General features: G+C 65.9%; 15 protein-coding genes. 8 read left to right on the top strand and 7 right to left on the bottom strand.

Translation table 11 applies throughout. The features are described 5' to 3' along the window. Positions 1-7: 7 nt before the first annotated feature. Genes tssI through tssK form a run of 3 tightly spaced genes read right to left on the bottom strand, consistent with a single transcriptional unit; the run spans position 8 to position 5,955 of the window. Positions 8-3,817, bottom strand: coding sequence for a type VI secretion system tip protein TssI/VgrG (tssI, locus tag ACPJXG_RS18210; RefSeq protein WP_425251919.1), 3,810 nt, complete (start codon positions 3,815-3,817; stop codon positions 8-10). Further along, positions 3,817-4,599: a type IVB secretion system protein IcmH/DotU gene (gene icmH / locus ACPJXG_RS18205; RefSeq protein WP_425251918.1), complete on the bottom strand. Its 783-nt coding sequence runs from the start codon at positions 4,597-4,599 to the stop codon at positions 3,817-3,819. Before icmH ends, tssI begins: the two co-directional genes overlap by 1 nt. Before the next feature lie 9 nt (positions 4,600-4,608). After that, positions 4,609-5,955: a type VI secretion system baseplate subunit TssK gene (gene tssK / locus ACPJXG_RS18200; RefSeq protein ID WP_035817442.1), complete on the bottom strand. Its 1,347-nt coding sequence runs from the start codon at positions 5,953-5,955 to the stop codon at positions 4,609-4,611. A gap of 287 nt (positions 5,956-6,242) precedes the next feature. Here tssK and ACPJXG_RS18195 point away from each other — a divergent pair, with 287 nt between their 5' ends. From ACPJXG_RS18195 to tssH, 8 genes are all read left to right on the top strand, one after another. Continuing rightward, a complete protein-coding gene (locus ACPJXG_RS18195; RefSeq protein WP_035817444.1) occupies positions 6,243-6,818 on the top strand; it encodes a hypothetical protein in 576 nt (191 codons plus the stop codon). A gap of 72 nt (positions 6,819-6,890) precedes the next feature. After that, positions 6,891-7,400, top strand: coding sequence for a type VI secretion system contractile sheath small subunit (gene tssB, locus ACPJXG_RS18190; RefSeq protein WP_035817446.1), 510 nt, complete (start codon positions 6,891-6,893; stop codon positions 7,398-7,400). A 1-nt stretch (position 7,401) separates the two neighbouring features. Continuing rightward, positions 7,402-8,886 (top strand): type VI secretion system contractile sheath large subunit, encoded by a 1,485-nt coding sequence (gene tssC, locus ACPJXG_RS18185; protein ID WP_035817448.1) that lies wholly within the window; start codon positions 7,402-7,404, stop codon positions 8,884-8,886. 33 nt (positions 8,887-8,919) lie between these two features. Further along, positions 8,920-9,411 carry an Hcp family type VI secretion system effector gene (locus tag ACPJXG_RS18180; protein WP_035817450.1) on the top strand — a complete coding sequence of 164 codons (492 nt, stop codon included), beginning with the start codon at positions 8,920-8,922 and terminating at the stop codon, positions 9,409-9,411. 95 nt (positions 9,412-9,506) lie between these two features. Further along, positions 9,507-9,998, top strand: a complete 492-nt coding sequence (tssE, locus tag ACPJXG_RS18175; protein ID WP_035817453.1) for a type VI secretion system baseplate subunit TssE — start codon at positions 9,507-9,509, stop codon at positions 9,996-9,998. A 2-nt stretch (positions 9,999-10,000) separates the two neighbouring features. After that, positions 10,001-11,845 carry a type VI secretion system baseplate subunit TssF gene (gene tssF, locus ACPJXG_RS18170; protein WP_035817455.1) on the top strand — a complete coding sequence of 615 codons (1,845 nt, stop codon included), beginning with the start codon at positions 10,001-10,003 and terminating at the stop codon, positions 11,843-11,845. Beyond that, the gene (gene tssG / locus ACPJXG_RS18165) at positions 11,809-12,894 is read left to right on the top strand and encodes a type VI secretion system baseplate subunit TssG (protein WP_425251917.1); all 1,086 of its coding nucleotides are present in this window, start codon (positions 11,809-11,811) and stop codon (positions 12,892-12,894) included. Before tssF ends, tssG begins: the two co-directional genes overlap by 37 nt. Before the next feature lie 55 nt (positions 12,895-12,949). Continuing rightward, positions 12,950-15,607 carry a type VI secretion system ATPase TssH gene (gene tssH / locus ACPJXG_RS18160; protein WP_425251916.1) on the top strand — a complete coding sequence of 886 codons (2,658 nt, stop codon included), beginning with the start codon at positions 12,950-12,952 and terminating at the stop codon, positions 15,605-15,607. A 13-nt stretch (positions 15,608-15,620) separates the two neighbouring features. Here tssH and tssA read toward each other — a convergent pair whose 3' ends face one another. Genes tssA through tssM form a run of 4 tightly spaced genes read right to left on the bottom strand, consistent with a single transcriptional unit; the run spans position 15,621 to position 22,266 of the window. Further along, positions 15,621-16,658, bottom strand: coding sequence for a type VI secretion system protein TssA (gene tssA / locus ACPJXG_RS18155; RefSeq protein WP_425251915.1), 1,038 nt, complete (start codon positions 16,656-16,658; stop codon positions 15,621-15,623). A gap of 48 nt (positions 16,659-16,706) precedes the next feature. Further along, positions 16,707-17,519 carry an OmpA family protein gene (locus ACPJXG_RS18150; protein ID WP_425251914.1) on the bottom strand — a complete coding sequence of 271 codons (813 nt, stop codon included), beginning with the start codon at positions 17,517-17,519 and terminating at the stop codon, positions 16,707-16,709. 2 nt (positions 17,520-17,521) lie between these two features. Further along, the gene (tagF, locus tag ACPJXG_RS18145; protein ID WP_035817466.1) at positions 17,522-18,505 is read right to left on the bottom strand and encodes a type VI secretion system-associated protein TagF; all 984 of its coding nucleotides are present in this window, start codon (positions 18,503-18,505) and stop codon (positions 17,522-17,524) included. Continuing rightward, entirely contained in the window at positions 18,502-22,266 is a 3,765-nt protein-coding gene (gene tssM, locus ACPJXG_RS18140) for a type VI secretion system membrane subunit TssM (RefSeq protein ID WP_425254765.1), read from the bottom strand. Before tssM ends, tagF begins: the two co-directional genes overlap by 4 nt. Positions 22,267-22,320: the final 54 nt, after the last annotated feature.

The following is a 22,320-nucleotide window of genomic DNA, read 5'->3' as shown; positions in this document are numbered from 1 at the left end:
AGCCCGGTTACGAGCCATTGAGGATGATATCGCATTTGATTTTCCGTCCTATTTTCGCCCGCAGCAATTCTTGTACTTCGATGGCGATTTGCCAGCCGTGCCGCTTGAGGACAATCACGGAGCCGTAGGCACTCATGATGTTGGCAACTGCCGGGTCCGGTTCCGCGCCGTCCGCCAGGGCCGGCACGGGCGCATCCCAGCTGCCGTCGGGCTTCATGTACTTGACGGTTTCGTCATCGCCGTCGACATAGGAATATTCGTCCGGTATGCCATAGCAATGGCCGAATTCATGCGCATGGGTTTGCCCATTGGTGGCCATCGATACGTCGATCACGGTGCCGGTCACGCCTTCGCGGTCGTAGCGTTTGTGGATCTGCATGGTGTAGTGCTCCCTGCTTTCCACGTACTCCACGCGGTAGACGATGGGCAGGATGCGCGTGCCGCATTCCGGATCGACGATCTCCATGCGGAATTTATTGTTCCAGTGTTGTTCCAGGCCCGTCCTGGCGACTTCCTTGACGTACTTGATGACGGCGGCGCGCTGCTTGGCCCGCGTGGCGGCCTGTGGGGTACCCTTCTCGCGCGCTTCCAGCGCCTGGTCTTCGGCCGACAGCACCGTCACCACCTTGACGCGCAATTCGGCGATGATGCTGGTATTCGACTTGACGGGCACGTAGATCTTGTAGCGCACGGTGTCGAAATAATTATGCGGCGCGCCATTGGTGCCGAAAGTATTGTTGTAGCGCGGCACGCTGGAGACATCGATCTCCTTTTCGTAGTCGGCGATCCAGCAGGCGGGGCGCTTGATCAGCACTTCCTTGCGCTGCTTGTTGTCGACGGGGCTGGTGCTCGACGTACCCGTTTCCTTGAATTTCGGCTCGGGCTTGGGCGGCGCCTTGGCCGTCGTGCCGGGCGCGGGCGCCTTGGCGCGCGTATCTGGCGCGGGTGCGGGGCTGTCCGGTGTCTCGGGCAACTCGCCCGGCGATTTGAGCAGTTCGATCACCAGTAGCTCGACGGCGGCAGCCGCCACGATGTGGGTCAAGCCCCTGGCGTCCGTCATGCCCGTTTCGATGCTGCCGTCGGCGCGCTTGACGCGGTACGGCTGGCGCGGCATCAGTTCGCCCGTGTCGCGGTCTTTCAGCACGAAGCCTTCGTCGAACAGTTTCAAGCGGCTGTCGGGCAGCGGCGGCAGGCCGGCGGCGACGCTGGCGCCGCCGTTGAAGACATGCTGCCCGCCCTTGACCGTGAAATGACCGGGGCAGCGGAAGGTGATGTCGCCGCCTTCGAGCGTGATCGACGATTGTCCCGCCTGCAGGACGATTTTCTGATTGGCCTTGATGTCGATGCTGTCGCTCACGGAGATCACCGTGACGGCTTGATCGGCGAGGATTTCCAACTGGTCGGTATGCGCTTCGAGCGAGACGGGGCCGTTGCCCGCGACGGCCTTGATGCCGCCTTCCTGGCTGAACAGCGTGGCCGCGTTGGCCGCCACCGAGGCGACCGTCTGGCCAGCCGTCATGTGCAGGTCGGCCTGCGCCGTCCAGTGCAGCTGCTGGCCCGCGAACAGCACGGTCGACGCGGGCGTGGCCCAGTTGATGCTGCTGGGCGACTCCATCACCACCAGCGGCTGGGCGTAGCGTTCCACGGGCTGCGCCGCATCGGGCGCGCGCGTGCCGCTGCCCGCCTTGCTGGCTTCCTGGCCGCCGACAGCGGCCTGGTACTTGCCATCCTGTTGCGGGTCGATCTGCGTCGCCATGTCCAGCTGTGCCTGGTTCGCATCCTTGCTGACGAGGGCGTTTTGCTGGCTTGCCGACGTCGCCACCGTCTTGCTCAGTTCACAGGCGCCGCGCAACAGGGCCAGCGCTTCTTTCGTGTCGAGCTGGCTCGAGGTCACGCCGGCCCCCTGGCGCGCGCGCGCCGTGGTCGAGATCAGCATGCCTTCGCCGGCGCGCAGCATGGCCCAGGCATCGGTGCGCAATTCAAAGCCGCTGCCGCGGTAGCTGCCCCGTTGCGCCGAGCTGGCGCCTTGCTGCACCAGGTAGCCCAGATTGAGCTCGGTGGCGGCGCTGCTCGAAGCGAGCCGGGTGCGCAGCTGGCCCTGGGTATCGTCGAGTACCCACTGGTTGTAGCCGGCGCCGTCGAAATTGTGGCTGTGCATGCCCGACAGGACGCCCGCGTGGTTGACGCCCGAATCCTCGCCGGCCGCATATGGCGGCGTGTCGCTGCCCGTGTAGAGCTGGGCGACGACCAGCGGGCGGTCCATGTCGCCTTCGATGAAGTCGACCAGCACTTCCGTGCCGAGGCGCGGCGTGAATTGCGAACCCCAGTTCGGGCCGGCCAGCGCTTCGGCCACGCGCACCCAGGCGCCGGAGGCCTCGTTGCCGGGCGCGTTGCCCTGCGCGTCGGTATTGTGCGCCAGGCCGCCCGGATTGGCGGCGCTGCCGCGCTGCCAGGCGAACTGGATGCGCACCTGGTGGTCGCGGCCCGTGGTGGCCACGCTGTCGGCCAGCCCCACCACCAGCGCCGTCTGCGGGCCCAGCGCCACGGCCGGCGCGCGCGCGGCGGTGGCGCGTGGCACGATGGCCACGCTGGTGCGCACGCAGCCGAAGCGGTTGCGGTAGGTGCCCGGTTCGATCTGGCCGGCGATCCAGTCGGCCACGCCGCCCAGGCCGGCCTTCTTGGCCAGCGTCGACAGCATGCCGCCCAGACTGGCGCCGGCTGTTCCCGCATTGTTGCGCGCCTGGTGTTCGGCCCACAGCACGGTGAAGGCGTTGGCGCCATCGGCATGCTGTTCGTGCTGCAGCAGGCGCATGGCGTGGCCGGCGGCCAGGCGGCGCACGGCGCCGGCGCCGTCGAACTGCTTGTTGTCCAGTTCCAGCGCTTGCAGCATGCGCTCGCTGTGCGGCCCGGCCGCCGCGCGGTCGGCGTGCCGGCGTTCGCCGGCGCCGTCATACAAGGCCAGCTGCGGCAATTGCCCCGCCTCCAGGCTGGAAACCTGCTCGGCGGCGGGCGCCGTCACCTGTTCCGGATGCCAGCTGCTGATGCTGACGGCATTCGACCGCACCTGGCGGCGCGCGCCGAAGCGGTCGATGGCGTCGTCCGTATCGGTGGCGCGCACGCCGTGAAAGCGCATGTCGGCGCCGCCCGGCGTCTGCGGCGCGGCGGCCTTGCTGTCGAAGATCACCAGTTTGTGCCTGGCCTGCGCGTCGCCATCGCCGCCTTCCTGCGCGCCGCCGGGCTGGTCGTGCTCGAAGCGCCAGCTCAGGCCTTCCGCCGCCAGCAGGCGCGCGAAGAATTCGAAGTCGCTTTCGCGGTACTGGGTACAGATGGCGCGCGTGGCCAAGGCCTGGCTGACGTCGAATTCGAAGCGCAGCTGCGGGTAGTCGGCAAGCAGCTCGGTGACGATGTCGCGTGCGTTCTTGTCCTGGAAAATATAGCTGTCGCGGCGCAGCTGCAGCAGCGCCAGGGCCGGCTCGAGGCGCAGCCGGTAGCGCGCCACGCCGCCGTCGGCGCCGATCCAGGCGCAATCGGTGCAGATGCCGTGCCAGGCGCGCTGGCTGCCGTCGGGCTGCAGCAGGCACAGCGTCATTTCCTCGCCGATGAAGGAAGCCAGGTCCAGGCTGGCCGCGGTGCTCAGCGCGTCGACCTCGAAGCGGAACAGTTCATTGACGGCCTCGCGGCCCTCGAACTGTTCCGCCATCAGCGATTCCGGCTGCCCGGACTGCTGCGCCGTGGCCAGGGTGATGAGCCGCGCATGCTGGCTCAGGCCTGTGCCGAACTGACCCGTCGCTGCGGGGCTTGCTTGTGCGTCGCTCATCACGGCAGGGTAATGCTCAGGTTAGCCACGCGCGGCGCCAGCTTGACGATGTCGTTGTAGGCATTGATCTGCGCTTGCGTCTGTTTGGCCAGCATGGTGCGCAGCCCCAGGTAGCCCATGGCGCAGATCAGGGCGAACACCGAACACAGCACCCAGACCGGCACGTTGTTGCGCAGCTTGTGGATGATCTGGTCGGGCCGCTCCGCATGCGGGGCGAAGCCGGTTTTCTTGCCCTTCATCTGGGCGATTTCGTCGCCCAGGCGCGCCGTCAGGTAGTTGAGTTTTTCCGGGCCTTCGAGGATGTAGCGGCCCTGGAAACCCAGCAGCAGGCATATGTGGAAGACTTCGAGCGCCTGCAGGTGCTCGCTGCCGCGCGCGCGCAGCGCTTCGAGACGGATGAAGAAGTTTTCGCCGGCCAGCTGGTCACCGAACAGCACCAGCTGCAAGGGCCGGCGCGCCCATTCGTCGCGGATGCTGTAGGGCGAGCGCAGGATGATTTCATCGACGGCCGCGCAGAACGCATATTTTGCGGCGTCGATGTCGTCCGCCGACGCGCCCTGTTTTTTCGCGCCGCGGCTGAACTCATCGAGGAAGTGCGTCATCTTGCTGATGAAATCGGCATTGTCTTGCGGCCCGCTGCCGTTCTTCAGCATGAAGAGGGCGTAAAAGCCGTCGTACATCAAGTCCATCAAGGTGTGTTCGGTGCCGGGACCGGCAGCCATGCTGGAGGCATAGGCGGCCTGGCCGCCGGACATCAGGGAAGGGGTAGCGCTGGAGTGCATCGTTGGACCTCAGGAAGTGACGGCGACAAGTTCGAGTTTCAGTTCACGCATGCCGGAAGGGACATACACCAGCAGCGACTGCGCCTGCAGCATGCGTTCGTACATCTGCCCCTTGGCCTCGATGGTGAAGTAAAACATGTCGGGGCGCACCGGCACGGCGGCCGGCACCTGCGGCGCATGCTGCAGGCGCACTCCGGGCAGGGCGGAGAGCACGAATTTTTCCACATCGTCCGGCGCGCCCACCTTGAAGCGCAGCGGCACCACGTCGACCAGTTCCACGCCGGCCATGTCGGCCGACACGCCCAGGTAGAACGCCGTCTTGGCATCGATCTTTTCCGAGTCGAGCTTGCCGTGATGGTAGGACGGTTTGGTTTCCGTCAGCGCGATGGCGAAGTATTTCGACGAGATCACGGTGTCGAGCAATTCGCGGATCATGGCGTGCAGCTGGGCGAACGCGGGACCGGGATCGGCATGCCGGTACGGCGGCAGGTCGGCCAGCGCATGGCTTCTTGAAAAGGTCATCAAGCCGCCCGCCAGGCCCAGCAGCTGTTCGTACAGCCGCTCCGGATGCAGGGCCGGATGATGGAAATAATGGCTGAGCGAGGCGTAGGCCGCGCTGGCCGTATGCAGCAGCCAGAACGAGGACATGTCGCCGGAGCGGAACTCGATCACGCTCTTGCTCGGCTCGCGGTGATGCCCATACAGCGCGTTGACCTTGGCCTGCAGCGCGTCGATCAGGCGGCGCAGCTGCAGGAACAGCAGGGGCGCGCTGCGGATGGACAGGCTGGGCGGCACGAAGGCCGGATCCTGCTCGAAGCCGCCCGTCGACAGGCGCCGCAGGCGCAGCAGCGGGAAGCTGACGTAGGAATCGCGCGGTTCGGCATCGGCGACCAGGCGCAGGGTTTTTTTCAGGTAGGTCAGTTCGGCCTGCGCGGCCTGGGTGTACAGGTCCGGCGTGCTCAGATTGGCCTGGGCGTAGCGCGCCGCGTTGTTGGGCTGGCCGCTGGCGGCGAAGTTGCCGCCGAATGGCTTGAACGCCGGCAAGGCGGCGTGAAAGGTCACCGATTGCAAGGACGACGGCACGTTGCCCAGGTCGAGCGCGTCGGGCAGTTCATCGCTCCCGGCGGCGTTGTAGATTTCGCCGTCCTGGAAGACCAGCGACAGTTCCAGCAGGCGCAAGCTGTTGTTGGCCAGCGCATCGCGGTCGATCTGCAACTGGTTCACGCCCCACGCATACGGATGCAGCGCCTTGACGCTTTCGTGCAGGCGCTGCTCGTGGTACTGGTCTTGCTGCTGGAAATGCTGGGGCCGCAGGAACAGCCCTTCGCCCCATAACAATTTGTTTGCCATGCTCATGGATTGCCCTCTATGCCAGACACAGTGAGGCGCGGCAGCGACTGAAAATCATGCTTCGCATCGCGCAAGGTGGTGCTTTTTTCGCAACTGCAAGAACCTTAACATTATCTTGAATAATGGCGCGTACTGTACGTTTTTGGCGTGAGTAGTGTGAGTTTTCGCGTATTTTCTATTGAACGCAGTATTTTTTCAAATCATGCTACGCTCCGAAAAATAGATAATTAGCAACTATAAAAAGCAACTTTTCAGTCCACCAAACAGTCTTCTTTTTTGAAGGAAAGCCCAACATGACACGCTCGGTTTCGCTACGCACGCTTGCAGTAATCGCCTGTGCTTTTGCCCTCAGCGCCTGCAGTACGGCGCCGGTGGCCAAAGCGCCGCCCGCCGCGGCGCCGCCGACGCTGGAGGAGCTGATGGCCAAGGCCACGCAGGCCGTGGACACGGGCAACAAGGCGGCGGCGCTGGCGCTGTGGCAGGAGGCCGCAGCCGCCGCGCCCGCCGACAAGCAGCCCTGGGTGCGCATGGCGCAAAGCCGCTACGATGCCGGCCAGTATGGCGAAGCCATCCTCAACGCCCAGGAAGTGCTGGTGCGCGATCCTGCCGACAAGCTGGCCAACAGCGTGATCGCCATCAGCGGACTGCGCCTGTCGACGCGGGCGCTGGCTGACCTGAGCCGTCAGAACAACCTGTCCGGTCCGCTGCGCGCGGAATCGCAGGATCTGGCCAAGCTGCTGCGCGAGAGCCTCGGCGAAACCGTGCTGGTGCCGCCGCCGGACAAGCCGCCCGTGCGCGCGTCGCGCAAGCAGCCAAGCAAGCGCACTGCCGACGAGGGCAGCGCCAATCCATTCAATGCCCTGAAGTAGTCAGCCAGGCACAGCTACGCCGCAGTTCAACAGGCGCATCGCCGATGCCGCCAATATTTGGAAGGGGATGTCATGTCGAAGAAAGATAGTGTGCAGAAGCGCTTGCAAAAGGTACGCCCGCCACGCGTGCAGATGACGTATGACGTCGAGATCGGCGACGCCATCGAAAACAAGGAGCTGCCCTTCGTGGTCGGCGTGGTCGGCGATTTCGGCGGCAATTCCGAACTCGAACAGAAGCGCCTGAAGGACCGCAAGTTCGTCGATATCGACCGCGATAATTTCGATGAAGTGATGAAGGGCATCGAGCCGCGCGCCACCTTCCGCGTGCCGAATGAACTGGGCGCCGGAGGCGACCAGTTTGGCGTTGAACTGAAATTCCGCTCGATCGCCGATTTCCGCCCGGAAGCGGTGGTCGGGCAGGTCGAGCCGCTGCGCAAGCTGCTCGAAGCGCGCACCAAGCTGGCCGACCTGCGCAACAAGCTGGCCGGCAACGACAAGCTGGAAGACATCCTCAATGACGTGCTCAACAGCACGGAAAAACTGGCCCAGCTGGAACAACATTCGCACGTCAGGAAAGATTGATATGTCCGCACAACTGACCCCCGCATTGAGCGCCGCCGGCGCCGCCGAAATCGATTTGCTCGACCAGATCGTCGAGCAGAGCAAGGTGGCCAAGTCCAGCGTCGAACACGCCCGCGCCAAGGATCTGATTTCCGAACTGGTGAGCCAGGTCATGGATGGCACGGTGGTGGTATCGAACAACCTGGCCGCCACCATCGATGCCCGCGTGGCCGAACTGGACCAGCTCATTTCCGCGCAGCTCAGCGCCATCATGCACGCGCCCGAATTCCAGAAGCTGGAAAGCAGCTGGACGGGCCTGCATTACCTGGTGAAGAACACGGCCACCGGCACGAACCTGAAAATCAAGCTGATGAACGCGACCAAGCGCGAACTGGTCAAGGATTTCCAGAGCGCGCTGGAGTTCGACCAGTCGACCATGTTCAAGAAGGTCTACGAAGAGGAATTCGGCACCTTCGGCGGGGCGCCGTTCGGCACCTTGCTGGGCGACTTCGAATTCAGCCGCCAGCCGGAAGACATGTATTTCATCGAACAGATGTCGCATGTGGCCGCCGCCGCGCACGCGCCGTTCATCTCGTCCGCGTCGCCGGAACTGTTTGGCCTGGAAAGCTACAGCGACCTGGGCAAGCCGCGCGACCTGGCCAAGGTATTCGACACGGTCGAGTATGCGAAGTGGAAATCCCTGCGCGAATCGGAAGACTCGCGCTACGTGGGCCTGACCTTGCCCCGCTTCCTGGGCCGGCTGCCGTTCAATCCGCTCGATGGCGCCACCGTCGACGGCTTCAATTTCGTCGAGGACGTCGACGGCACCGACCACCAGAAATACCTGTGGTGCAATGCCGCCTACGCGTTCGGCACCAAGCTGACGGCCGCCTTCGAGGATTACGGCTGGTGCGCGGCGATCCGCGGCGTGGAGGGTGGCGGCCTGGTGGAAGACTTGCCGACGCATACCTTCAAGACGGACGAGGGCGAGGTGGCGCTGAAATGCCCGACCGAGATCGCCATCACGGACCGCCGCGAAAAGGAATTGAGCGACCTGGGCTTCATCTCTCTCGTGCACTGCAAGAACACGGACTATGCCGCGTTTTTCGGCGCCCAGTCGGCGCAGAAGGCGAAAAAATACAATACCGACGCCGCCAACGCGAACGCCGTGCTGTCGGCGCAGCTGCAATACATCTTCGCCGTGTCGCGCATCGCCCACTACATGAAGGCCATGATGCGCGACAAGATCGGCAGCTTTGCCGCCGCCTCCAACGTGGAAGATTTCCTCAACCGCTGGCTGACGCAGTACGTGCTGCTCGACGATAACGCCAGCCAGGAACAGAAAGCCCAGTTTCCGCTGCGCGAAGCCTCGGTGCAGGTGGCGGAAGTGCCGGGCCGGCCCGGCGTGTACCGCGCCGTGTCCTTTTTGCGTCCGCATTTCCAGCTGGACGAATTGTCCGTTTCACTCCGTTTGGTCGCGGAGCTTCCGCAGTCGACCAAATCGTAATGTATTTTTCTTCACACCCTTGAAAGGAATGACATGGCAATCGACGTATACTTGCAAATTGATGGCATCAAAGGCGAATCCACGGATAACAGCCACAAAGATTGGATCGAGTGCAAGTCGGTCCAGTGGCAGGTGTTGCAACCCAAATCGGCGACCGCCTCGACAGGCGGCGGCCATACCGCCGAACGTACCGAGCACAAGGATATCGTCATCGCCAAGATGGCCGATCTCGCCAGTCCCTTGCTGCTGCAGACGTGCTCCTCGGGCAAGACCATCCCGAAAGCCAAGCTCGAGTTCCTGCGCGCCGATGGCCAGGGCGAGCGCATCAAGTACTTCGAAATCGAACTCGAGAACGTGATGATCAGCAGCGTGGCGCCATCGGTGGCCGCGGGCGACATACTCGGCGAAGACCTGGCGCTCAAGTATTCCAAGGTCAAGTGGAAATACACCCAGCAAAAAGTGGGTGGCGGTTCGGGCGGCAACACCTCGGGCGGCTGGGACCTGTCGGCCAACAAGACGGCCTGATCGTACCTGACCGCGTACGCCAGCGGCGCGCTGCCGCCGCTGGCTTTCCTGGCCGCCGGCAGCGGCGTCCATGCCAGCCATGAAACGGGAAACCCATGAAAGGTTTTACGCCGGGCCTGTTCGACCGCCTGATGGATACGCCCGTGCACGGCGCCTCCAGCGGCACCGTCTCGCGCCTTTCGCTCGAGGACTTGAAAGACACCGTGGCGCGCGATCTCGAAGCGCTGCTCAACACGCGCGCCGTGCTGCCCGAGGCGCTGCTCAAACCCTTTCCCGAATGCGGCAAGTCGATCATCACGTACGGCTTGAACGATTTCGCCGGGCTTAGCCTGTCGAGCACGGACGACCGCGCCTATATCTGCCAGTGCCTGGAAAAGGCCATCGCCCGCCACGAGCCGCGCTTGCGCCAGGTACGCGCATCGCTGGAAATCGAGGAAGGCTCGATCAACCGCCTCAATTTCGCCATCAGCGCGCTGCTGGTGGTGCATGCGGCGCACGAACCGGTCAGCTTCGACGCCATCCTGCAGCCTTCCAGCCTGCATTACACGATCAGCAAGGGACGCCGCGCCGCGTCCACGGGAGCCTGAGCTTGGACGAATTGCTGCCTTATTACGAGCGCGAACTGGGTTTCCTGCGCCGCTATTCGCGCGAGTTTTCCGAGCGCTACCCGAAGATCGCCGGCCGCCTGCTGATGGGCGGCGAAGTGTGCGAAGACCCGCACATCGAGCGCATGATCCAGTCGTTCGCGCTGCTCAATTCGCGCATCTCGAAGCGTATCGACGACGATTATCCCGAATTTACCGAAGCGCTGTTCGAAGTGCTGTATCCGCATTACCTGCGGCCGTTTCCGTCGTGCTCGATCGCGCGCATGGATTACGCCGCCGCCGCGGCGCAGCTGACGGCGCCGGCGGAAATCGCCCGCGGCACGGAGCTGACGACGCGCCCCGTGAAGGGCGTGGCCTGCACCTTCCGCACGGCCTACCCCGTGACGGTGGCGCCGCTGGCGCTCACGCACGCGGCTTTTTCCGCCATCATCGAGGCGCCGGAACAGGTGCTGCTGCCGGCGAATGCCACCTCGGGCGTGCGCATCACCATCGAGTCGAGCGCCGCGCAGCTGTCGCCGGGCCAGCTGGGACTGGCGTCGCTGCGCGTGTTCATCGATGGCCAGCCCTCGTTTTGCGCGGCGCTGCGCGACGCCCTGTTCATGCGCACCGTGAAGGCCTACGCCGAGGCGGACGGCAGCGGCAGCTGGGTCGCGCTCGACGGCATTCCGGTGCGCAGCGCCGGCTTTGCCGAGGACGATGCGCTGATCCCGTTTTCCGCCCGCTCGCATCCGGCCTACCGGCTGCTGACCGAGTATTTCTGCTTTCCCGAAAAATTCAATTTCTTCGACATCGACCTGGGCGCGCTGTGCGCCGCGCTGCCGTCCGGCTGCCGCCGCATCACCTTGCATCTGGCGCTGAGCGGCCTGCGCACCGATTCGAACACGGCGCGCCTGCTGGGGACGATGAATACGCACAACCTGCTGCTGGGATGCACGCCGGTGGTCAACCTGTTCCGCCAGCGCGGCGAGCCTATCCGGCTCACGCACACGGCCGCCAGCTATCCCGTGCTGGCCGATGCGCGCCGCGCCTATGCGTTCGAGGTGCAGTCGATCGACTCGGTCAAGCTGGTGCGGCAGACGCCGCAGGGCGAATCCGTGGTGGAATTTCGTCCCTTCTATTCGCTGCGCCATGGCGAGACCCCGGCCAGGGATGGCCATTACTGGGTCATGCGGCGCGACGAGATCCTCGCTGGCAAGAGTCCCGGCTACGAGACGCAGATCTCGATCGTCGACATCGATTTCGATCCGGCCGCGGTGGAAACGGACACGCTCAGCCTGGAGCTGAGCTGCACCAACCGCGATTTGCCGGCGCAGCTGACCTACGGCTTGCACGGTGGCGACCTGTTCCTCGAAGGCGGCTCCAGCGTGCGCAGCATCAGCCTGCTGCGCAAACCCAGCGAGTCGCACCGTTTCGAACGGGGACGGGGCGCCCACTGGCGCTTGATTTCGCATCTGGCGCTGAATCACCTGTCGCTGGCCGGCAGCGGCCTGGAAGCGTTCCAGGAAATGCTGACCCTGTACGACTTGCCGCGCTCGGCCACTTCGCAGCGGCAAATCCGCGGCATCACGGCCATCGCCCACCAGGCCGTCAATGCCTGGCTGCCGGGCAATCCCTTCGCCTGCCTGGTGCGCGGCGTCGAAGTGCGGCTGACGATAGACGAAGAGGCCTTCGTCGGCAGCGGCATCCACGCCTTTGCGCATGTGATCGAGTGCTTCCTGGGCTTGTATGTGCATGCGAACAGCTTCACGCAACTGGTGGTGCTGGCCAAAAAATCAGGAGAGGAGCTGTGGCGATGCAAACCACGCAGCGGCGATTCGAGCCTAGTGTAATCGAGCGCCTGTTTGCCCAGCCTTGCCGCTTTCAGTACTTCCAAGCGGTACGCATGCTGGAGCTTTGGCTCAGGCGCAACGGCTTGCCGCACGACGATGCGGTGGCCAGTTTCCTGCGCTTCCAGAATTCCGTCTCGCTCGACTTCGCCCCCAGCCAGATCGAAGCGCTGGCGCCGGAACCGCGCGAACTGGCCACGGACGCCAGCGCTCTGGGCGCGGCGCTGCGCGGCGGGCAGCTGAAATACGTGCGCGTCACGCCGGCCTTCATGGGCTTTCTCGGCGTCGCCGGCGCGCTGCCGCTGCACTATACGGAACGCATCGCCACGCACCAGCTATATGAAAAGGATGAGGGGCCGCGCGCCTTCCTCGACACGTTTTCGAACCGCGCCCTGGCCCTGTTCTATGAAGCGTGGCGCAAATACCGGCTGGAACTCAAATACCAGCTCGACGGCAAGGACCAGTTCCTGCCGCTGCTGCTGTCGCTGGCGGGGCTGGGCAACGCCTCGCTGCGCCAGCGCCTGGCGGGGGACGGCGCCGGCGTGCTCGATGAGTCGGTGGGCTACTTTGCCGCCGCCATGCGCCACCGGCCGCCGTCGGCCGTGCTGATCGGCCAGGTGCTGTCCGAGTATTTCGGGCAGCGCATCGCCGTCAGCCAGTTTGTCGGCTGCTGGTACGACGTGCCGCGCGAGCAGCAAAGCACGCTGGGTGGCAGCAACGCCCTGCTGGGCGCCACCGCCATGGTCGGCGCGCGCGTCTGGCAGCGCGACCTGCGCCTGCGGCTGACCATCGGCCCGCTGGCCCGCTGCCACTTCGACGCCTTCCTGCCTGGCGGCGCGGCCGCCCTCGCGCTCGAGAAGATGCTCGCCATGTTCACCGGCTTGTGCCTGGAATACGAAGTGCAATTGGTGCTGCGCGCCGCCGACGTGCAGGGCATAGCGCTGGCGGTGCCGCGCAGCGGCGGGCGGCTGGGCTGGGACAGTTTCCTGATCACCGGCGGCGAGGCGCGCGACCGCGCCGATGTCCGCTATGAATTGCATGCGCCGGCCTGAGCTCGCGCTTCTCCACCGATTTCGTTAACCATCACCCGACAAGGACCGCCGCCCCATGAGCATCAACCTGAAAACCCTGATCAGCAAGTTGAACGACACCTGCCGCACGGCCGCCACGCGGGCGGCCAGCCTTTGCGTCGGCCTGGGGCAGTATGAAGTCGACCTGGAGCACGTCTTCCTCGCGCTGCTGGAGCAGCCGCGCAGCGATTTCGTGCTGATAGCGCGCAGGAGCGGCGTCAGCGTGAGCATGCTGGAAGCGGATTTGCGCGCCGAAGTGGCGCGCCTGCAGACGGGCAACACGCGCACGCCCGTGTTTTCCGTGCGCCTGCCCAAGCTGTTCGAGCATGCCTGGCTGATCGCTTCGCTCGATTTGCGCGCCGGGCGGCAGGTGAGCATCCGCAGCGGCCACCTGCTGCAGGCGCTGCTGACCGAGCCGGAACTGGCGCAGCTGGCCTACCGGGGTTCGGCGCTGTTCCACGAATTCAAGCTCGACGAGATCAAGCACGGGCTCGACAAGCTGACCGAGGGGTCGCAGGAAGCCGGCGAGGCGGCGACGGGGCAGGAGGATGCGGGCGACGCCGGCGGCGATCCCGTGGGGGAACTGGCCGGTGCGGCGGCGTCGAAAACGCCGGCGCTGGATCAGTTCACCGTCAACCTGACGGCCCGCGCGCGCGCCGGCAAGGTCGATCCCGTGATCGGGCGCGACATGGAAATCCGCCAGGCGATCGACATCCTGATGCGGCGGCGCCAGAACAATCCCATCCTGACGGGCGAGGCGGGCGTCGGCAAGACGGCCGTGGTGGAGGGCCTGGCGCTGCGCATCGTGCAGGGCGACGTGCCCGACATTTTGCAGGGCGTGGAAATCCACACGCTGGACATGGGCCTGCTGCAGGCCGGCGCCAGCGTCAAGGGCGAGTTCGAGAACCGCCTGAAAAACGTCATTGCCGAAGTGGGCAAGAGCGCGCACGCCATCATCCTTTTCATCGACGAGGCGCACACGATGATCGGCGCCGGCGGCAGCGCCGGCCAGAACGATGCGGCGAACCTGCTGAAACCGGCGCTGGCGCGCGGCGAGCTGCGCACCATCGCCGCCACCACTTGGGGCGAATACAAAAAATATTTTGAAAAGGATGCCGCGCTGGCGCGCCGCTTCCAGGTCGTCAAGATCGAGGAACCGAGTGAAGAGCTGGCGTGCGCCATGTTGCGCGGCATGGCGCCGCTGATGGAACAGCATTTCAAGGTGCGCATCTTCGACGAGGCGATCACCGAGGCCGTGCGCCTGTCGCACCGCTACATCGCCGGCCGCCAGCTGCCGGACAAGGCCATCAGCGTGCTCGATACGGCTTGCGCCAGGGTGGCGCTGGGGCAGAGCGCCACGCCGGCCCTGCTCGACAGCGTGGCGCGCCGGCGCGAGCGCATCGATGCGGAAGCCTCGGCCCTGGCGCGCGAGGAGAGCGGCGGCGCGCGCCACGGCGCGCGGCTGCAGCTGCTCGACGCCGAACGCGGCGCCGCCACGCAGGAACACGCGCAGCTGGCCGCGCGCTGGGACAGCGAAAAGGCGCTGTCGGAACAGATCCAGGCGATCCGCCGCCAGCTCGAGGAGGGCACGCCGGCCGACGCGGGCCAGGGACGCGAGCTGCTGGCGCTGCAGGCCGAGTTGGCGTCGCTGCAGGGCGAGACGCCGCTTGTGCCGGTGCAGGTCGACGGCCACGTGGTGGCGGAAATCGTCGCCGGCTGGACCGGCATCCCGCTGGGCAAGATGGTCAAGGATGAACTCAAGACGGTGCTGCGGCTGAAGGATTTGCTGCAGGAGCGCGTGCTGGGCCAGTCCCACGCGATCGAAGCCGTGGCGCAGCGCGTGCGCACGGCGCGCGCCAATCTGGACGACCCGGACAAGCCGAAGGGCGTGTTCCTGTTTGTCGGCCCGTCCGGCATCGGCAAGACGGAAACGGCGCTGGCGCTGGCCGACGTGCTGTATGGCGGCGAGCGCAAGCTCATTTCCATCAACATGAGCGAATATCAGGAAGCCCACAGCGTGTCGGGCTTGAAGGGTTCGCCGCCCGGCTATGTCGGCTATGGCGAAGGCGGCGTGCTGACCGAAGCGGTGCGCCGCAATCCGTACAGCGTGCTGCTGCTCGACGAGGTGGAAAAGGCGCATCCCGATGTCATGGAGCTGTTCTTCCAGGTCTTCGACAAGGGCGTGATGGACGATGCCGAGGGACGCGAGATCGATTTCAAGAATACCATCATCATCCTGACCTCGAACGTGGCGTCGGCCAGCATGATGCAGGCGTGCCTGAACCTGCCGCAAGAGCAGCTGCCGACGCCGGAGCAGCTGGAGCTGGCCATCCGCCCGCAGTTGCTGAAGGTCTTCAAGCCCGCGTTCCTGGGGCGCCTGAAGGTGATCCCCTTTTATCCGCTCGGCGACGATGTGCTGGCCCGTATCATCGGCCTGAAGCTGGGCCGGATCGCCGCGCGCATCGCCGCCAATCACCAGGCCGAGTTTATCTACGACGAGGCGCTGGTCGAGGCGGTGCTGGCGCGCTGCACCGAAGTCGATTCGGGCGCGCGCAATGTCGACAATATCCTCAATGGCAGCCTGCTGCCGGAAATCGCCGAAGCCGTGCTGGCGCGCATGGCGGAAGGGCAGGGCATCAGCCGGATCAAGGCCAGCGCCGGCAAGCAGGGACAGTTCCGGTATACGATCAAATAGGCGCCAAACCTGTTCAGTGGCCGCTGCCGGGCGCGATGCCCAGCAGCTCCTCGATGTGGGCCAGCGAGGCGCCGTCCTTGACCACGCCGCGCAGCCATTCGTGCAAATTCTGTTCGCCCGCGTTGGCGGCCTTGTCGGCGAAGTACGAGACGGGGCTGTGCGGCTCCGTCTGGCGGAAGTACTGCGCTACCTGGCGCAGCTGCGCCAGCGCCTGGGCGCGGCTTTGTAACTCTCCGGGCGCCGCCGGTGGCAGCGCCGGCACGGCGGCCGGTGCCGCCAGGCCGCCAGCCGCCACCGGTGCGGCGGCGACGCTGGCGGCAGGGATGGCGACGGCCGCGGCGGGCAGGGCCAGCTGCATCGCCTGCAGCGCCTCGCGCGCCAGCGAAAAGCCCGGACTATCCTTGCCCAGGCGGCTATCGGCGGCCTGTTCCAGCTCGGCCAGCGCGTCCAGGCAGAACTGGGCGTCCGCGGCAAAGGCGGCGCGGAACTGCGCCGACGTGGCGCGCCGCGCCGCCTCCATGTCCACCAGCTTGGTGCCGTTGACGCCGTCCTGGTTGCTGGCGGCCCGCTTGCGCGCCGTCTCGAAGTCGATGGTCGACCAGCCGCCCGATTGCTTGTCCGTCAGCGCCATGGCGCGCACCAGGGATGGCGTGCGCGCCAGGATCCAGCTCAGGTTGCCGATGCGCTGCTCGTGGTCGTCGCCATCGGGCTGCGGGTACAGGCCCAGGTCCCAGTACTGGCGCAGCAGGCCGGCCAGCAGGCGATAGCCTTCGCCCAGGCCGCGCAAATGGTCTTGCCTGGCGCTGGCTTCGGCCAGCCAGGCGGCGAGCCGCAAGTCCTTGCTCTTTGTGCCCAGCAGGGCGGCGCAGCGCTGCTGGACGAAGGCCCAGTCGGCTTCCTTCAGGTCGGTGACCCACTCGCCCTGGTCGAGCGTGGGGTCGTCGAACTTGCGCGCCTGGCCGATGGCGTCGAAGTCGGTGGAGAAGGACAGGTCGACGCCGCATGGCTGCTCGGCGCTGATGGGAAGTAGAAGCTGGTCGGCTGAAATCATGTGTGTTCTCGGCAGTGGGGCGGATGGCTTGCTGGCGGCATGGCGGCCTTACTGGACCATGCGAAATTCGATGCGGCGGTTGCGCGCGCGGCCATCGGCGCTGTCATTGCTGGCGATGGGGCGGTCCGGGCCCTGTCCGGAAGCGCTGAGCAGATCGCCGTCGATGCCTTTGCCTGCCAGGTAGGTCTTGACCGCCTCGGCGCGCGCCTGGCTCAGGTTCTGGTTGCTGGCGCGCAGTCCTTGGTTGTCGGTGTGGCCGATGATGTCCACCTTGCGGCCCGCCAGCTTGTGCAGCGCCGCGCTCATTTCGTCGAGGATGGCGCGGCCCGACGGCGTCAGCGTGGTCTTGCCGCTCTCGAATTCGATGGTGCGGTTGGCCAGCGCGCCGTCGAGGATGTTCTGCTCGGAGGCGGACACGCGCAAGCCGTTGTTGACGGTGTACGTGGGATTGAGGCTGGTGGCGAAGTCACTGGCGATCTTTTGCCGCTGCGCCTCGTTGGCCACTTCGCCGCGCACGCTGACCACGCTGCCTTCGATCTTCAGCTGGCCGCGGCGGATCTGCTTGAGGTCCGCCGTCAGCAGCTTTTGCACATAGGCGTTCCAGTTGGCCGGCTGCGCGACCTGGCCGACGGCGATCTGGTCGACCACCTTGTCGGCGCCGTACAGTTCGCGCAGGCGCACCAGCACCGCCGCCTTGGCCGCTTCGTCCGGCACCGTGCCGCTGGCCAGGACCTGGCCCGGCTGCGGCGTGGCGGCGGCGGGCGCCGAGACAGTGGCCGCCGGCGCGGCGGCGCTTTGCGCGCCGGCGCCGGCCGGCGCGAAGACCAGGCTGAGAAGGATGGCAAGGCGGATGTGGCGCATGATCAGGTCCCGATGAAGGCGGCACGAAACGTGTCGTGCGCCGATTTGAGTGACAGATTGGCCTGCGCGAGGTAGCTAGAGGCTTTCTTGATGGCGTAGTCGCTGTCGGCGTGTTCCTCGACCCAGGCCAGATCGTCGAAGGCGATGTGGTGCTCCAGCGCCGCCTGCGGTTCCATGATGGCGTGCAGGGTCTGCGCCGAGGCGCCGCAAAAGCCCAGCACCAGCGCATGGCGGCCGCGGATGCGGGTGATGAACAGCGCCAGTTCGAAGTCGGCGCGCGCCAGGAACGGGGAGATCAGGTGCATCCAGAAGGCCGCCACCAGGTTGCGGTACAGCGGGTCGGCCGGCAGCGGCAGTTCCAGGCTTTTTTCCAGCCGGCTGGAGCTGCTGGCCATGACGGGTTGCAGCAGCATGCCCAGGGCCAGCAGCACCTGGCGCACGGAACCGCCAAAACCCGTGGGCGCCAGCAGGGCGTCGAGCGCGCCCACCGTCTGCAAGGCGAGAAAATCGTCGAAGGCGGCCTCGTAGGCGCTGCCGCGCAAGTCCAGTTCGATGCTGGCGCCCGCGGCGGCCGCCGGCAGCGCGGCGCCGGCCGCCGCGCCGCACATCTCGGCGCTCAGGGCATCGAGGCGGTTCCACAGGCGCGACAGCACCAGCGGACTGGTCGGTACAAAGCCGGCCGGCTGCGCCACTTCCATGGCGCCCATCATCAGGAAGGGAAAGCGGCGCGACGAGGCATCGCTGCTGGCGGCGATATGCCCGGCGATGGCGCGGCCGCGGCGCGGGCCGATGAAGGCGAAATGCAGCGGCGGCAGCGCATCGTAGGTGAGCTTCCAGCGCGCATCGGCAGTCATCAGTTCCATGGCGTTGGCGAGCCAGTCATCGAGCATCTTCAGCAGGGGCGGATTGTCGCCGTGCTTGATGAAGTCGCCGCGGCTGGGGATCTTGCCGAAATAGCCGATCTGGGTAACGGTAGGGCGGCTCATGGCGTGTTCCCGGCGATGGCGGTGGCCGTTTCCGGCGCGCCGATGGCGACCGATTCCGGCAGTTTCAGGCCACGGAAACCCTGGTTGCCAGCGGAGGTGGCGGCCGGCGCGGGCGCGGTCACGATCTTCAGGTTGGCCGTCACGGTGACGCCGCTGTTTTCCCAGCTCAGTTCGAATACGCCGCCCTCCTTGCGCGTGCGCCTGGCCGAGTCGATCATCTTCTTCAGGCCGAAATGCCCCGGTTCGTTCAGCAGCACCACGGTGCGCCCTTCCGGCGTAATGGCGCTGATGCGCGAGCCGGGCACGCCCTGCGGGTTGGGCCAGACCATGTGCACCCAGGGCTGCGGCTGGCCGCGCCAGCGCAGCGCCTGGCCATCGATCTCGATCGTGTATTCGGCGGCGCCGGGCGCATTCAGTGCCTGCAGGTCGAAGCGCGTTTGCGCTTCGGCGGCGCCGGCCGCCGTGGCCACGCCGTTGGCGCTGAGCGGGGCGACCCAGCCGGGCAGGCTGGCCACCACCGGCGGCGCCAGGGTGATGCCCATCGCGGCCCAGGTCCTGGCGCTGATGGCGTCGCCGCGCCGCACGACCAGCGGGCCGATGGTGGTGTTGAAGAACTTGGCGATGGCGCCTTCCGGGCCGAAGACCTGGCCGATGTCGGCATTGCTCGCCTCGATGCGCGAGTCGGGCGCGAACGGATATTTCGGCGCCAGGGTTTTCTGGAACGGTTCGAGCACCTGCGCCAGCCAGACCTTGTTGATCTCCGTTTCGGTCGGCTTGACGATGACGGCGAAGGTCTGCATCAGCGGGCGCACCAGCAGCGGGCGGATGGCCTGCTTTTGCTGGTCGCTCATGCCGGTCAGCATCTGCTCGTCCACGTACTTGAGCGCGTCGGCCAGCTCCGAGCCGTTGCCATCGAGCGTCTGCTGCATCAGCTGCTTGGCGCCGGGGCCCGTGTCGCCCTGGTTCTTGATCTGGTTGAAGCGCACGCGCAGCTTCGACAGGGCCGCCAGGTAGCCGCGCATGGGCGAGGCTTCCTTGTCGCGCGCCACCACCAGGCGCGCCACGCCGGAAAATTCGCGGCCGACGGGTCCCATCGGCATGGCGGCGCCGGCCTGGCCCGCCGCCGCGACGGCGGGCTTCTGGCGCAGCACCGTTTCGCGGAACCAGTCCATCGCCCCGCGCTGGGCCCGCTGCAAGCCCTGGCCCAGCAGCGAAGGGTTGTCCCACGAGGTTTCCTGGTACACCGTCTCGATCAGCTTGTTGAGGGGCGACGCTTGCGGATCGCCGAGGCGGTTCATCGCCTGCGCCGCGTTGTCGAAACCGTTCAATTCGCGGATGCTCACGCCCTGGAGGAGTTTCTGCCACTCCCTGGCGTAATCGGTCTTGTACAGTTCCACCAGCGCCTTCTGGATCTGTTCCGGGCTGCCTTCCAGGGTCAGGTCATCCTTCGACGCCGTCTTGAGCACCCAGTCGGCGCTTTGCAATTCGCGGTTGGCCGCTTCCTGGAACGCCTGCTGGATGTATTTTTCCCACGCGTCGCGCGTGAAGGTGCCGGGGATGGCGTAGCTGCCCAGCACCAGTTCCTTGTCCTGCTCGCCAACGATGCGCGCCACCGTCATCGACGGGAAGCGCGTGGCGGCGCGCGCCTTCACGTCCGCATACACGCGGTCGCGCGCCGGCATGCCGCGCACCACGCGGCGCAGGCTGTCGCGCGACTGGTCGGCCAGGGCCCGCTTGTTCTCGATCTGCGGCCAGGACGGATCGTCGATCTGCGTCAGATAGAACGAGATCAGGCGCTCGGCGCTGCGGATCATCTGTTCGCGCGGCATGTTGCCCCGGTTGGCGTCGAGCCAGCCGCGCCAGTAGCGGGTCAGCTGGTCGTTCAGGTGGCCGGCCTCGGCACGCGACTTGTCGCCCAGCATCAGGTAGGTTTTCAGGGCATTGTAGGCATCCTCGACATTCGTCGGCGCGGCATCCTTGAAGGGCTGGCTTGCCGCATTGACTGGCGCACTGGCTGGCGGATTGGCTGTGGTCGCGGCCGTCGTGCCGGCCGGCACGGCCGTCAGCGGCTGCAGCTGGTCGGCGCCCGCGTTTACTTCCGCCAGGAACGATTCCAGCGATTGCGCCACCGGCGCGAGCATGACTTCCTTGAGGCCGGAAAAATACTCTTCGCGCAGCTTGCGCTCCAGCAAATCGCCCTGGTACAGGCCCAGGCTGAGCGCCAGCGGCCGCTTGCTGCGGTACGCTTCCAGCTGCTCAATGCGGTCCTGCATGATTTCCAGGGCCTGGAAGCGCGACTGCAGATCCAGGCGCTTGTCCTGCACCTTGATGGCTTGCTCCAGGTCGGCCTGGACGTTGGCCGCCAGCTGGCGGTTGGCCAGGTAGGACCAGCTCCAGCCGCCCAGCGCCAGGCCGGCCAGCGTGATGGCGGTGAAAAACGTGGCATAGCGCAAGCGCGTCTTGCGCGGGCTGGCGTATTGCGCCACCAGTTCCCGGTCGGCGAAGATCACCTTGCGGAACAGGTTCAGCAGGAAGTAGCCGTGCTGGTCCTGGGCCTGGACAGCCTGGTGTTCCTGCGGCTGCGGCTTGAGGTCGAAGCGCTGCGCCACCCGCTCCGACGAGGCGGAGACGGAAGCGCCTTCCTGCAGCGCGCTGGTGAAATAGAAACCGCGGAAGACGGGCTTGAACTGGAACGGATTTTCCTCGAACAGGGTGGCGATGAAGGCGCGCAGCGGCCCTTTCACGGAACTGAATTCCAGCGGGAAGGTGAACACGCCGGGCGGCATGCGCTCGCGTCCCAGCAGCGACATGTTGGCCAGGCTGAGGTCTTTCAAGCCATCGTACAGCTCGTCGAAGCGCTGGTCGAACTGTTCCAGCACGTCCTGCTTCGAGTTGTTGACGCCGTAGGGCAGGGTGGCGCCCCAGACCTTGTCGCGTTCGGCGCGCTCGGCATCGTGGAAAAATTCGCTGAAGCCGGTGATCAGGTCGGCCTTGGTGAATACCACGTACACGGGCGCATGGACTTCCAGCTTCTCCGTCAGTTCCTGCACGCGCTGGCGCAGGTTCTTGGCCAGTTCGATGGCGAATTCAGGCTTGCTGCCGGTCAGCTCGGCAATGCTGACGGCGATGATGATGCCGTTGATCGGTGCGCGCTTGCGGTGTTTTTTCAGCAGGTTGAGAAAGCCGAACCACTCGGCGCGGTCTTCATCGTTGATGGCGTAGCGCCCGGCCGTGTCGAGCAGGATGCCGTCGGTGGTGAAAAACCAGTCGCAGTTGCGCGTGCCGCCCATGCCTTGCACGATCTTGCTGTCGACAAAAGGAAACTGCAGGCCGGAATTGGCGATCGCCGTGCTCTTGCCGGCGGCGGGATTGCCGATGATCATGTACCACGGCAATTCATACAGCGCGGCATCGCCCGACAGCTGGCCCAGCCGCGATGTCTTGATGGTATTGATCGCTTCCAGCATGCGCTTGCGGATGGCTTCGGTTTCCTCGCGCTGCACCGGGCCGGCTTTGGGCGCGGCGCCGGCCGCCTGCTGCTCCAGCATGCTGTTGAAACTGGCGCCCTCGCGCCGGCGCCGGCGGCGGCGCAGCCACCACACGATGGCGCCCAGCAGCGCCGCCGCGGCCAGGAAGGGCAGCAGCCGGATGGCTGGCCAGTCGAAAATGACGGCGCAGGCGAACAGCAGCAGGATGGCGGCCGCGATGCCGAGGATGAGCAGGCTGGTGCGTGAAGTCAGGAAGTGCCAGAATCGTTGCATCATAGTTTTATCGTGTGCAAACCGTTAAGGTGCGTGAATGGGACGTCGCTGTGT

This window comes from Janthinobacterium sp. NFX145, from assembly GCF_049810325.1.
Classification (GTDB): Bacteria; Pseudomonadota; Gammaproteobacteria; order Burkholderiales; family Burkholderiaceae_D; genus Janthinobacterium; species Janthinobacterium rivuli.
The sequence above is the reverse complement of the archived record's forward strand: the minus strand, read 5'-3'. Positions and strand labels throughout refer to the sequence as shown.